This is a genomic window from Bacillus andreraoultii, assembly GCF_001244735.1.
GTDB classification, from domain to species: Bacteria; Bacillota; Bacilli; order Bacillales; family Caldibacillaceae; genus Caldifermentibacillus; species Caldifermentibacillus andreraoultii.
This window is the reverse complement of sequence record NZ_LN868937.1, coordinates 2,588,872-2,601,799: the sequence shown is the minus strand read 5'-3', so window position 1 is coordinate 2,601,799 and position 12,928 is coordinate 2,588,872. Positions and strand designations below refer to the sequence as shown.

12 protein-coding genes are annotated in these 12,928 nt (G+C 34.1%); 7 read left to right on the top strand and 5 right to left on the bottom strand.

What is annotated here, in order from left to right; genetic code table 11:
* Positions 1-332 precede the first annotated feature (332 nt).
* The 4 genes from spxA (at position 333) to pepF (ending at position 5,074) form a co-directional block, all read left to right on the top strand.
* Positions 333-728: a transcriptional regulator SpxA gene (spxA, locus tag BN2144_RS17660; RefSeq protein ID WP_033829536.1), complete on the top strand. Its 396-nt coding sequence runs from the start codon at positions 333-335 to the stop codon at positions 726-728.
* Positions 729-1,048: 320 nt separating this feature from the next.
* Entirely contained in the window at positions 1,049-1,714 is a 666-nt protein-coding gene (gene mecA / locus BN2144_RS17655; RefSeq protein WP_033829763.1) for an adaptor protein MecA, read from the top strand.
* Between the two features lie 164 nt (positions 1,715-1,878).
* Positions 1,879-3,093 carry a competence protein CoiA gene (locus BN2144_RS17650; RefSeq protein WP_033829535.1) on the top strand — a complete coding sequence of 405 codons (1,215 nt, stop codon included), beginning with the start codon at positions 1,879-1,881 and terminating at the stop codon, positions 3,091-3,093.
* Between the two features lie 160 nt (positions 3,094-3,253).
* Positions 3,254-5,074, top strand: coding sequence for an oligoendopeptidase F (pepF, locus tag BN2144_RS17645; protein ID WP_033829534.1), 1,821 nt, complete (start codon positions 3,254-3,256; stop codon positions 5,072-5,074).
* A 908-nt stretch (positions 5,075-5,982) separates the two neighbouring features.
* Here pepF and BN2144_RS17635 read toward each other — a convergent pair.
* The 4 genes from BN2144_RS17635 to BN2144_RS17620 form a co-directional block, all read right to left on the bottom strand.
* The gene (locus tag BN2144_RS17635; RefSeq protein ID WP_042338150.1) at positions 5,983-6,849 is read right to left on the bottom strand and encodes a ClpXP adapter SpxH family protein; all 867 of its coding nucleotides are present in this window, start codon (positions 6,847-6,849) and stop codon (positions 5,983-5,985) included.
* Entirely contained in the window at positions 6,846-7,256 is a 411-nt protein-coding gene (locus BN2144_RS17630) for a globin domain-containing protein (protein ID WP_033829533.1), read from the bottom strand. Before BN2144_RS17630 ends, BN2144_RS17635 begins: the two co-directional genes overlap by 4 nt.
* Before the next feature lie 373 nt (positions 7,257-7,629).
* A complete protein-coding gene (locus BN2144_RS17625) occupies positions 7,630-8,253 on the bottom strand; it encodes a lytic transglycosylase domain-containing protein (RefSeq protein ID WP_033829532.1) in 624 nt (207 codons plus the stop codon).
* Between the two features lie 29 nt (positions 8,254-8,282).
* Positions 8,283-8,861 carry a CYTH domain-containing protein gene (locus BN2144_RS17620; RefSeq protein ID WP_033829531.1) on the bottom strand — a complete coding sequence of 193 codons (579 nt, stop codon included), beginning with the start codon at positions 8,859-8,861 and terminating at the stop codon, positions 8,283-8,285.
* A gap of 181 nt (positions 8,862-9,042) precedes the next feature.
* Between BN2144_RS17620 and BN2144_RS17615 the strand changes: the two genes are divergently transcribed.
* The 3 genes from BN2144_RS17615 to BN2144_RS17605 all read left to right on the top strand — a co-directional run bounded on the left by BN2144_RS17615 (position 9,043) and on the right by BN2144_RS17605 (position 11,767).
* Positions 9,043-9,660 carry a GTP diphosphokinase gene (locus BN2144_RS17615; protein WP_033829530.1) on the top strand — a complete coding sequence of 206 codons (618 nt, stop codon included), beginning with the start codon at positions 9,043-9,045 and terminating at the stop codon, positions 9,658-9,660.
* 255 nt (positions 9,661-9,915) lie between these two features.
* On the top strand, positions 9,916-10,710 hold the full coding sequence (locus BN2144_RS17610; RefSeq protein WP_033829529.1) for an NAD kinase: 795 nt from the start codon (positions 9,916-9,918) through the stop codon (positions 10,708-10,710).
* Positions 10,711-10,861: 151 nt separating this feature from the next.
* Positions 10,862-11,767 carry an RluA family pseudouridine synthase gene (locus tag BN2144_RS17605; RefSeq protein ID WP_033829760.1) on the top strand — a complete coding sequence of 302 codons (906 nt, stop codon included), beginning with the start codon at positions 10,862-10,864 and terminating at the stop codon, positions 11,765-11,767.
* Positions 11,768-12,134: 367 nt separating this feature from the next.
* Here BN2144_RS17605 and prpE read toward each other — a convergent pair whose 3' ends face one another.
* Positions 12,135-12,872 (bottom strand): bis(5'-nucleosyl)-tetraphosphatase PrpE, encoded by a 738-nt coding sequence (gene prpE, locus BN2144_RS17600; RefSeq protein WP_033829759.1) that lies wholly within the window; start codon positions 12,870-12,872, stop codon positions 12,135-12,137.
* Positions 12,873-12,928: the final 56 nt, after the last annotated feature.

Genomic DNA, 12,928 nt, shown 5'->3' with positions numbered 1-12,928 from the left:
CCGACTAAATTATTGGGATATATCTTGAAAGGGCTTTATTTTCAATAAAGTTTAGTAAATGAAAATACATAAAAAGGAAAGTGTAATATTTCCTCTTGAAATCGCAAATAAAGATTGAAAACGCTTATATAATTAATAAATATGGTATTTATTATATTTGTAACGATAAAAGTATTTCTGGAAAAATGATAAATTATTTTAAAATATATACCATTTTCTATATAAATCATGTATAATTAAGAAAAAGAGATTACTATATTAAATTAATTTTAAATTAGCGATGTTAAATATCTTTTTATACAAATTAAATAAAAAGGGGCGTAAGATAAAAGATGGTTACATTATACACAGCACCAAGTTGTACTTCTTGTCGGAAAGCAAGGGCATGGCTAGAAGAACATCAAATTCCATTTAAAGAAAGAAATATTTTTTCAGAACCGTTAACAATTGAAGAAATTAAAGAAATCTTTCGAATGACGGAAGATGGAACAGACGAAATTATTTCAACGCGTTCGAAAACATTTCAAAAATTGGAAGTTAACTTAGAATCTTTACCGTTGCAAGAACTATTTCAATTAATTAAAAATAACCCTGGATTATTACGCCGGCCAATTATTATTGACGAGAAACGTTTACAAGTTGGTTATAATGAAGATGAAATTCGTCGTTTCCTACCAAGAAAAGTTCGGACATATCAACTAAGGGAAGCACAAAAACTTGTTAACTAACTTCCTCCTTTACTGTATATAAAATTATCTATATAATATAGTTTAACAGTCACCTTCATGCTTAAAGTGCGTGAAGGTTTTTTTCTAAATTGTTCTTTTTACGAGTTTTATTGATGTTAGTTTTTGCTTGAACTAGGTTGTTGACTTATTTTATAATGATTTGGTCTTTTTATTTCCGTTCTTTTTCATTTTGTCATAAAATATAATAAATAGACATACAATATGTTTTAATTCATTTGAAGCGAGAAATGGCAGTATATTGGTATTTACCAAGGGAATTTTGCCCTTCAAATAAACTGTAAAGAAGGGAGCGTTGTATGATGGATATTGAACGCATTAATGAGAATACGGTAAAATTCTTTATTTCCTATGTTGATGTAGAAGAACGAGGATTCGACCGTGAAGAAATATGGTACAGTCGTGAAAAGAGTGAGCAGTTGTTCTGGGAAGTTATGGATGAAATGACCGAAGAAGAAGACTTTTCTATCGATGGGCCATTATGGATTCAAGTTCAAGCTTTAGAAAAAGGTTTGGAAGTACTTGTCACAAAAGCACAACTTTCTAAAGACGGTGGGAAATTGGAATTACCGTTCGATGGAAAATTTAATGGTTTCTCAATTAATGACCAGGTAGGCGACTTTCTTGACCATCATTTTCACTATGATGATGAGGAAGATGAGTTGGATCCTGTAGACGAAGATTCAATTTCATTCATTGCTCATTTTAATCATTTTGATGATCTCATCCCACTAGCAAAACGCACGTTTCCGGAAGGGATTCATACAAAACTCTATTCGCTTAATAATCAATACTATCTCTATATAGATTTTTCATTCGATTTGTTTAATGAAGATGAAATTGATGATTATTTAAGTGTTCTCCTAGAGCATGGAATGGAGTCACAACGTACAATTCATTATCTTCAAGAGTACGGGAAAGAAATTATCTCAGAAAATGTTTTTGAAACCATCGATAAATATTTCTAGTTTTAATAAAATATGTTTTCGATTCCAATATTTGATAAATTAACCGGTTTTCCATGAGAAAATCGGTTTTTTTATGCTTTTAACTTTCAAAAATTTAATATTGAATCTTTGACGGAAAGTGTTAAACAATGGATAATTGCTAAAAAGCTAAAGGAGGATAACGGTTGTTCATTGCAAAAACAAGTGATGGTCAAATCGTTTCTTTGATGAATGTCTCCCGAGAAACACTAACTCATTTAAAAAAACAGGAGCAATATTTTTGTCCAGCATGTAGCGGAGAATTACTATTAAAAATGGGCATGAAGAAGCTTCCTCATTTTGCCCATAAAAGTCAATGTTCAATTAAGCCTGAAGGAGAATCCCAACAACATCTCCTAGGTAAAAAGAAATTGTTTCATTGGTTAACTTGGCAAGGATTTGAAACGCAAATGGAATGTTACCTGTCAGAACTCAACCAACAGCCTGATTTACTGTTTCAATGGAATGGTAAGAAAGGTGTCATTGAATTCCAGTGTTCAATTATTCCTTTAGAGGAAATGTATCGTCGTACGACCAATTATATAAATCATTCCTACCGTCCACTATGGATTGTCGATCACCGTCTTATCACTGCACAACTTAAACATAGGGTTCAATTAAATGAATTTTTAACTCATTTTATAACTAGAACATCTTCTGGTGATTCATTCATATTGGCAATGGACCCACGTGAAGAAAAATTTTATACGTATCACCACATTGTTCCTTATTCGATAAATCGGGCTTTTGTAACGGTACAGGAATTTACTTTGCAAGAGCGGCTTGAAAAATTGCTAATAAGTAAAGACCAATCCTTTCCATTTTACGATTATTGGTTTGAAGAGACAGAACGATGGGTAAAGAGATTACTCATTATTCCAAATGGACGTAAAAATACCTTTTTACAATTTTTATATCATCACCATTTACACCTATTAGATTTACCACCTGAGGTTGGGGTACCTGTTCCAGATATGTTTATCATAAAAAACTCACCAATCGAATGGCAATTTTATATATGGTTTTATTTTTTATATCAGCAAAGGTTAGGGGCTGTTATCCCGCTTGAAGATATATATTCTTTTTTAGGTAACCGCTTAAAACAGTTGATTGTGCAACGACAATTAGGTCGATTTCAAAAATCGTTTTGGAGGCAACCAGTTGAAGCCTATCTACAATTTTTAACGAATATTGGATTTTTTAGAAGAGAAGGGGACAAATTAATAGTTAAGAAAATACCACTGCTAATTAACAATCCAAATGTAAATCGAGAAAATGTAAGAAGAAGTTTTTTTAGACGGTATAAAGGCTTGATTTTACAATTATTTTTTAACAGTAGATTGATTTTTCCGGAACAGTAATGGAATTTCTCACGTTTATTAATTCGAATGAATAAGTATTCTTTCATTGACAGGATACGAAGATAGGTTTATGTTTAAAATTAACATATATTTCCTTTCATCAATTGTAAATTTCAAACATATATAGGAAATAGTTCTTTTAACGAATGGAGGAAAATGAATGTCAACTGAAAAAAAGGTACAAAAATTACCGACAAGAAGTGAAATTCCAGTAAATGATACGTGGGATTTAGAAGCTATTTTTGCCACGGACGAGCAATGGAAAGAAGAGTTTGAGCAAATTAAAGGATTACTTCCTAAAGCTCAAGAATTTCAAGGAAGATTAGGAGAGAGTGCTGAACTTCTTTATGAAGCGTTACAGTATCAAGACCAAGTCATGATGCGTCTTGGTAAATTATATACATACGCTCATATGCGCTATGATCAAGATACAACAAACTCTTTTTATCAAGGAATGAATGACCAAGCTAGAAACTTATATACGCAAGCGGCAAGTAGTTTTGCCTATATCGTACCAGAATTATTAGCAATTGATGAAGCGAGAATTAATCAGTTTTTACAAGAAAAAGAAGAATTAAAACTATATGAGCATGCGCTAGAAGAAATTAATTTACAACGCCCACATGTGTTATCATCCGATATGGAAGCATTACTAGCTCAAGCTTCAGAAGTAATGGATTCACCAAGTACAACGTTTGGTATGTTAAATAATGCAGATTTAGAATTTCCTTCAATAAAAGATGAAAATGGGGAAGATGTCGAGGTTACCCATGGTCGCTATGTTCGATTCTTAGAAAGTCAAGATCGTCGTGTACGGCATGATGCATTTCAAGCAGTGTATTCCACTTACGAAAGCTTCAGGAATACGTTTGCTAGTACATTAAGTGGACAAGTAAAACGAAATAATTTTTATGCAACTGTCCGTAATTATAAATCAGCTCGTGATGCTGCTTTATCTGCAAACAATATCCCTGAATCTGTGTATGATAATCTTGTAAATACGATAAATAAAAATTTACCACTCTTACATCGTTATGTTGCTTTACGGAAAAAAGTTCTTGGTCTTGATGAACTTCATATGTATGACTTGTACACACCACTTGTAAAAGATGTGAAAATGGAAGTAACGTATGAAGAAGCGAAAGATCTTGTGCTTAAAGGTCTAGCACCAATGGGCGAAGAATACTTATCCGTACTTAAAGAAGGGTTCGAAAATCGCTGGGTTGATGTCCATGAAAACAAAGGTAAACGAAGTGGAGCATATTCATCAGGTGCATATGGTACAAATCCATACATCTTATTAAACTGGCAAGATAATGTGAATAACTTATTTACACTAGCCCATGAATTTGGTCATTCTGTTCATAGCTACTATACAAGAAAAAATCAACCATATCCGTATGGTGATTATTCAATTTTTGTTGCTGAAGTCGCATCTACTTGCAACGAAAATCTACTGAGTGAATATTTATTAAAAACATTAGAGGATGACAAAAAACGTTTGTATATTTTGAATAACTACTTAGAGACATTCCGAGGAACAGTATTCCGTCAAACGATGTTTGCTGAATTCGAACATGATATTCATGTACGTGCGCAAAATGGTGAAGCATTAACTGCTGAATTATTGACGAATATTTATTATGATTTAAATAAAAAGTATTTTGGCGAGAACGTAATCATTGACGAGGAAATCGGTTTAGAATGGGCGCGCATCCCACACTTCTACTATAATTACTATGTTTATCAATATGCAACAGGTTTGAGTGCCTCAACAGCATTAAGTAAACAAATTTTAGAAGAAGGGGAACCTGCTGTCGAACGCTATATTGGATATTTAAAATCAGGTAGCTCCGATTATCCAATTGAAGTGTTGAAAAAAGCAGGAGTTGATATGACGCTTGCCGATCCAATCGAAAATGCATGTAAAGTGTTCGAGGAAAAATTGGATGAAATGGAAAGACTTTTGAACGTAAAATAAAATGAGAATGGGGCTGTCCAGAAAGCTGGTTTTTTCACTTCTGGATGCCCCCTTTTCATGTTTTAAAACCTTGATATATCAACTTTTTTGATTATCACATTTTTGGGATATCCCCTTTTCGGACGACCCCATATTTTTTATTAGGTGAGAAGTCATGATTTGTTTCATGTTCATGTAAAGACAATCTCATTACTTTTTAAACCCTTTAAATTTATTTCGATCATTTATGTGTAATAAAAGAATAAAAATTGAGAAATATAATAATGTAGCGGCTAAATATAAAGGGAAAATTTTCAGCAAACCAAATAAATAGGTAATAAAAGAAACAACGATAAAAATGATCATTCCTAGTACGTACCAATTGTTCATAAAATCACGCTCTTTTATAGATTTGTCCTTACTATCATATGAGTGCATAATAAAAATATGAAATTTTATCCTAATCGTCTTAAAAGAAAACAACTCATTGTTGACGAAATGTGTCGAAAATGTGAAATGTTGAATAAGTGCTTGCGTACAGGATGAATATTTGATATTATAGTGGTGTGAAGTTATTCACAAACAAACATATACCCCTTTGTTTGACCGTGAAAATTTCTCCCATCCCCTTTGTTCGTAACATGGAAGAGAGGTTCAGTGGACTACCCATCTGCTGGACCTCTCTTTCTATTTATTTAAAATGAAATCCATACGAAAAAAACTCTGTAAAGAAAACTGGGACACTAGTTCCTTTAGGAAACCAAAGAGACTAGAGTTCGCCAAAAAAGCTTTTTTTCGGCTGCGATGCCACGCTCGAAGCCTTCTTTGTCTGTTTAAGCGATAAGGAAAGTAGAAATTGGAATATTTATACTTTCCTATTAGCCAAAAAAAGACGGTTCGATTTTTTTATATCGAATCGTCCTCTTATTTTATCTAACATTTCCATGAATATAGCGCCAAAATGTCCCGTGTTCTGTATTTAATTTTTCTACGATCTGTTGGAGCATTAATTTTTTCATTTCTAACTCCACTTTTAGATGTGGTAAGTCGTAAACATAAGCAATATCTTGAGTTGAGACGATTTCATGATATTCAATAAATGATAATAATGGCGGTAATGAATGGCTAATTGGTAAATCACCTAATATTTCTTTCATAACCTCAAGATAAACTTCATACGAATTTACACCTGATAATTTGAGACCTTCTTCTTCAACATTATTATTAAAGAAGACAATCGTTGGTGTTTCAGTAACATCCATTTCGTTCGTTATTTTTAAATCACATTGAAATGCGTGAGAAGTGCTCTCCGAATGGATATCTTTTACAAATTCATCCACATCTAATTGTGCTTCTTTTGCACAAATGATCAGTGTATCTAGTTTTGAGATATTTTCTCCTTTTAAATAAACGTATTCTTGCAACTTTCTTAAAAATCGAATACCAGCTTTCTTTCCTTGTAATTCAGCAGCTTTAACAGCAATTGAAGCTAAATAAGGAGAATTAACATTTTGTTCTGCTTCTAGTTCCCCACAATCAATGCATTTTCGATTTATTGTTTTCTCTAATTTAGAACGAGCCTTTCTGTGATCTTTGTTTAAATTGGTCAATTTGCCACTTAACACATATGTTAAACTAAAATAATGTCCATATTCAAATTGTAATTTCTTTATTACTGGTTCCAGGCTAAAACAGTCAGAACAGAGCGGGTCAATAAATAAATAAAGCTCGAGTGGTCGATTATTTCCACAAACAAAAGAAGATAAATTGTATTCATAACGATTCTTATCAATCACTGGACCTCACCTTTTCTACTTTCAATCTCATCATTGGTATTAACCATATGGTGGGCAGTAATAACCAACCGTGAAAAGAACTCATCCCGGATAGGACCAGAGAATCCTACTTCATCCATCGCTTCTTCCATACATGATAACCAAGCATTTGCTCTTTTTGGGGTAATCGGAAATGGAAGATGGCGCATACGTAATTTTGGATGCCCATGTTCAGTTGTGTATAAAGGAGGTCCGCCTAAAAATTGAGTTAAAAATTGCTTCTGCTTTCTAGCCGTTTCCGTTAAATCTTCTGGGAAAATAGGAGCTAAATCTGGATGTTGTTTTACTTTACTATAAAAGGTATCAACAATCTTGTGTAATGTATTTTCCCCGACCATTTCATATTGTGAAATAAACTTTCTTTCCATTCGGATAACTCCTTTACTAAGCAAGTAGGGCAAGTCATTTATAAAAATCAATTGGATAATCATCGTTGCTTGCTGTACTTTATCGCTACTATGGATATTATTTTAACAGCGGTACGGGATTAACTCAAATAAATAGCTTAAGATAACGGGAATGAGCGCATTCCATAAATTTTAGGAAAAGATATATTTTTTGTGAAGTAATGAGCAAAAAAAGAAATAAAGAATACTAGAGTGTCGCTACAGCCTTCCGTGTACGATAATGTGCACAAGGGAAGAAGAAATTGGAAAAATTCCACTTCCCTATTAGCTAAATCATAGTTTTTATAAATATAACTTACACCTAACAACATTTTTGCTAGGTGTAAGATGAAAACTATGCATAATCATTTTGCATGATTTTTGCGACATAGTTTTGCGTTTCTTTAAAAGGAGGAATTCCATTATATTTTTTTACATTACCCGGACCAGCATTGTATGCGGCAAGAGCAAGATCAAGTGAACCGAATTGATCAAGCATTTTACGTAAATATTTTGCACCGCCCATTATATTCTCCCGTGGGTCATCAATATTTTCAACCCCAAGTGACGCAGCAGTCGCAGGCATAAGTTGCATTAAACCTCGAGCACCACTTGGACTGACTGCATTCATATTAAAATTTGATTCCTGTTTTATCACTGACAGTAAGAGAGAAGCGGGTAAGTTATATTTTTTTGCAGCTTCTTCAATAATTGGTTGAAGCTCATTATTCGCTAATTTAATATTCGGCTTATTTGAAGAAAGTGGAGATACAGGCATATTTCTAGTTTGTCTAGCCGAATTCATCATTGTACTAGCCGAATCATTTGTAGTACCCGCAACATTCTCATTAGCTAATACTTGTCCAAGAAGAGATGAAAAAATGGATGTAATCGTTGTTGATGAAGTATTACCAATGATGTTATTCATTTGGCGAAGAGCACTTATTTCTAATATTGTTTTAATTTGTTGAATATTCATGGCAATAACCTCTTTATTACGTAGTAGTATTAGACCCTTTTTATCATTTCTTTATAAAATCGCTGTACTTTATTATCGGTTTTACGTTGTGGGATTTGTAAAGTTTCTAGTAATTTATGGAAGTTTTCAACGTATTTTGGGTCATCTACTTCATATTCTACCTCAAAATCTTCTTTATTTAAATAATAACTTTTATCCAGGACGAGAAGTCCACCAGCATAGGGTATCTCTGCTCGTAACGTTTTCAATGTACCGAAATGGACAACTTTTTCAACTGGAATACCGAGTTGCTTTAGCTTATTTTTAATGCTCCCTGATGGAAATATGTTTTCCTTTAAAAATAAAATTCTCTCTCTTTCTTTAATCATTTCATTCGTTTCTAATAAACCGACCTCTCTAGGCTCTTTTAAAGTCATTTCATACGTTCCTGATTTGTAACGGATACGAAGTGCACACCCCATTTTTTTAAGTGCAAATTCAGGTGTATCAAAGTAATCATTTTCTTGCGTCAAAAATTCGTCATTACATATAGAAAAAAATGATTGTAACTTCTTAAATTCTGCTTTTGTTAATAGATTTTTATATTCTATTTCTAATTGTTCCCACATTTTAACTTCTCCCTTCACATGAAAATTTTATGATGAAATTCTAAGTCTTTTGGTAACTATATGGTAAAATAATATCAGATTTAAATGTTTCATAAAGATGATACAATAAAAAAGGCATGTTTTTTTGTTAAATAAGATAATTTGTCGCAAACGTTGTCATGCATTACAGAGGTGATTTTCATTGAAAAATTGGGAAGAATTTTTAGATCCATATAAACAAGCAGTTGATGAGCTGAAAATTAAATTAAAAGGAATAAGGAGACAATTTGAATTAGAAAAAACTCATTCGTCCATTGAGTTTGTTACAGGACGAGTGAAACCAATTGCAAGTATTATAGATAAAGCGAAACAGAAAAACATCCCACTTGACGAGTTACATAAATTGTATGACATCGCAGGTTTACGCATTATGTGCCAATTTGTTGATGATATTAAGAAGGTTGTTGAATTGCTAAGGATTCGTAATGACTTTGAAATAGTTGAAGAAAAGGATTATATTTCACATAAAAAAGCAAGTGGATATCGTTCTTATCATGTTATTATTCGCTATCCAGTGCAAACCATTCATGGAGAAAAAAAGGTGTTAGTCGAAATTCAAATTCGCACGCTTGCAATGAATTTTTGGGCAACTATTGAACATTCGCTAAACTATAAGTATAATGGGCAGTTCCCGGAAGACATCCAATTTCGTTTACAGCGGGCTGCAGAGGCGGCCTTCTTACTTGATGAAGAAATGTCGAAAATTCGTGAAGAAATTCGGGAAGCACAACGATTTTTCTCAAGTAAAAAAGATGACTAAATGTATTCTGCAATTGTCCCTCTACTTTTATAAGTGGGGGATGGATGCAAAATAATTAATCAATTCAGTAGGGGATTAAAAACCTGGCTGAAATAAAGGGTTCATGGTGTCTAAAGTAACCAACATCGTGTTAGCTTAAAGCCTCTTTCGGGTGCTACGATTTTTAAAGAAATTTTGCGAGTATGCAAGAATTTATCGGGTGCAATAGGTTAAGGCGGATTTGATATATATATAAAGGGCGGGAGTGTGGTAGAAATGAAATTCACGATCGTATCTAAAGGGGATGAAAAATCAAATTTATTGGAAGAAAAATTACGAAAGTACTTAGCCGACTTTCAATTTGTTTTTGATGAAAAGGAACCGGAAATGGTTATTTCTGTTGGTGGGGATGGTACATTGTTATCTGCATTTCAACGTTATCGTCACCGGTTAGATGAAACAGCTTTTGTTGGGATTCATACAGGTCATTTAGGATTTTATGCTGATTGGATGCCTGATGAAATTGAGAAGCTAGTCATTGCAATTGCGCGAACAGAATGCCGAATTGTTGAGTATCCACTTTTGGAAGTTATTATTTATTATAATAAAGGAAAAAAAGAGGAACATTATTTAGCATTAAATGAAGCGACAATTAAAAGTGTTGAAGGTACTTTTGTTATTGATGTTGAGATTCAAGATGAGTTGTTTGAAAGATTTAGAGGTGATGGTTTGTGCGTTTCTACACCTTCAGGAAGTACAGCTTATAATAAAGCATTAGGGGGAGCGATTATTCACCCTTCTTTGGAATCAATTCAAATATCAGAAATGGCATCAATTAATAATCGTGTATTCCGAACAATTGGCTCACCATTAATTTTACCTCACCACCATAAATGTATTTTTCGACCAGTTACGGAAAAAGATTTTCTAATCGGAATCGATCATTTATCTTTTATCCAAAGAGATATCCAGTCTCTTCAGTTTAAGGTAGCAGATAAAAAGATACGATTTGCGCGATTTAAACCTTTCCCATTTTGGTCAAGAGTGCGTGGCTCATTTATTGGAGAATAATACGTGGGGAGAGGTTTAAGGACTTGTTTATTGATGCGTATACAAGTACGAGAGGTTTGAGCTTGGAAGACTCATTTATCGGGAAGTAATGCTGAAAGATTAACATGTTTCTAAAGAATGAAGGACGAGAAGGAGTTACACTGATTTTATGATGAAACCTTTTACCCTTGAATGGGTTATTACAGAAAAAGAGGAAGGCATTACCATTAAAGAGTTTTTACAAAGGAAGAATCTTTCTAAAAGGGCATTAACGGAAATTAAACTACATGGCGGTGATCTTTTAATAAATGGATCTCATGTTACTGTGAGACATCTGTTACAAAAAAGTGACTGTTTGACCGTTATTTTCCCAGTGGAAGAAGTAAGCCCATCGTTATTAGTTGAGAAAATTCCACTAAATATTATCTATGAAGATGAAATGCTACTTGTTGTAAACAAACCAGCGTTTATGAATACAATTCCTTCAAGGGAGCATCCAGTAGGGAGTTTAGCAAATGCATTAATGGGTTATTATGAAAATATCGGTTTAACGGCTTCACCTCATATTGTTACGAGATTAGATCGAAACACATCAGGGCTTGTTTTAATTGCGAAACATCGACATATTCATCATTTGTTAAGTGAGTCACAAAAGCGTAAACATGTGAAGCGTGAGTATGAGGCTATTGTGGAAGGAACAGTTTTGTTAAATGCTGGAACGATTGAAGCACCAATCGGACGGAAAAAAGATAGTATTATTGAAAGAACTGTAGTAGAAGATGGTCAATATGCTTGTACCCACTATCAAGTGTTAACGCGATTAGCCAATATGACACATGTAAAACTTCAACTTGAGACGGGTCGGACACATCAAATTCGCGTACATATGGCACATATTGGCCATCCGTTAGTTGGTGATGGTTTATATGGGGGAGGGACAGAATATTTGAACCGTCAAGCGTTACATTGTCGGCGGTTGTGTTTTCTTCATCCGATGTTAGGTGAGAAGATGGAGTTTACTGCTTCTCGACCGAGTGATCTTGAAACATTGTTAAAGCGGGACTATTCAAAGGGGTAAGTTCACCTTACGAATATTCTTTTTTATATGTTATAAGGGTGTTGTTTGAACGGAACCAAACTGAGGAATGTAGTGGCCGAATGTCAAGATTAGTTTTCTCCGGAAAAATTTAAGTGTAACTGATGTGGACTATCCGAAAGAAGCGGTCTCAAGGACAAACCAATCACGAAATCGGGAGGAATTGTCCTTTAGTGAGGGTTCTAAAGGGGCAAATCGATTACGAAATCGGAGTGAACTGTCCTAGACGAGGGTTCTCAAGGACAAATCACAAAATCGGGGGTGAACTGTCCTAAACGAGAGCCCTCAAAAACAAATGCAGAAAAATCTTGTTCAATCTTAATCATATAACTTACCAAAAGTCACCCACTTATTCAAACACCGAAAATTTCTCCGCTACGTATTCTTGCTGTGAGGGCACTTGTAAGATTTTCATTTCAGGGTAGCTTAGAGCAGTAAGTTTACCGCCAAATACACATCCAGTATCAATGTTATATGTATGATTAATTACTCGCACCTCATGAACGGGTGTATGTCCATATACAATTGTTCGTTTCCCACTATACTTTTTCGCCCAGTCTCTTCGTACAGGCCGGCCATCTGGTAGTTTTTCTCCAGTAATGTCCCCATAAAGGACAAACTTCTGAGCTTTTTTATTCTCAAGTCCGATATAATCTTCCCGGATACCAGCATGAGCAACAATTAGGTTGCCATCGTCTAATTGTAAATACATTGGTGCATCCTCATATAATTTCAAAAACTTCGCACGTATTTCCCGTTGTTTATTCTTTGGCAACTGTTTATATTCGGCATCGGTCGTTTCGAGTCCATGAGAGATTTGCACTTTATTACCGAGAAAATATCGATACAGTTTGTTACAGTGATTTCCAGGGGTGTAGTATGCCAGCCCTTGTTGGACAAGAGAATAGACAAGTTCTATGACTTTAATCGATTCCGGCCCCCGATCAGTTAAATCACCTAAGAAAGCTAGTTTCCTATCATCGTTGTGTATAACAGATTCACCAGTAATCGAGTATCCTAATTTCCGTATTAATTCCATGAGCTCTCCATAGCAACCATGGATATCACCGATAATATCAACTTTCATGAATGATTTCTCCTTTTTCATAGTACGAATAATGTGTTGTTTTCTTAAAAAGTGTT

Excerpts from the sequence above, each read along its gene's own strand:
- spxA (WP_033829536.1), top strand. The coding sequence starts at position 333 with ATGGTTACATTATACACAGCACCAAGTTGTACTTCTTGTCGGAAAGCA.
- mecA (WP_033829763.1), top strand. The coding sequence starts at position 1,049 with ATGGATATTGAACGCATTAATGAGAATACGGTAAAATTCTTTATTTCC.
- pepF (WP_033829534.1), top strand. The coding sequence starts at position 3,254 with ATGTCAACTGAAAAAAAGGTACAAAAATTACCGACAAGAAGTGAAATT.
- BN2144_RS17630 (WP_033829533.1), bottom strand. The coding sequence starts at position 7,256 with ATGGAAAGAAAGTTTATTTCACAATATGAAATGGTCGGGGAAAATACA.
- BN2144_RS17625 (WP_033829532.1), bottom strand. The coding sequence starts at position 8,253 with ATGAATATTCAACAAATTAAAACAATATTAGAAATAAGTGCTCTTCGC.
- BN2144_RS17620 (WP_033829531.1), bottom strand. The coding sequence starts at position 8,861 with ATGTGGGAACAATTAGAAATAGAATATAAAAATCTATTAACAAAAGCA.
- BN2144_RS17610 (WP_033829529.1), top strand. The coding sequence starts at position 9,916 with ATGAAATTCACGATCGTATCTAAAGGGGATGAAAAATCAAATTTATTG.
- BN2144_RS17605 (WP_033829760.1), top strand. The coding sequence starts at position 10,862 with ATGAAACCTTTTACCCTTGAATGGGTTATTACAGAAAAAGAGGAAGGC.
- prpE (WP_033829759.1), bottom strand. The coding sequence starts at position 12,872 with ATGAAAGTTGATATTATCGGTGATATCCATGGTTGCTATGGAGAGCTC.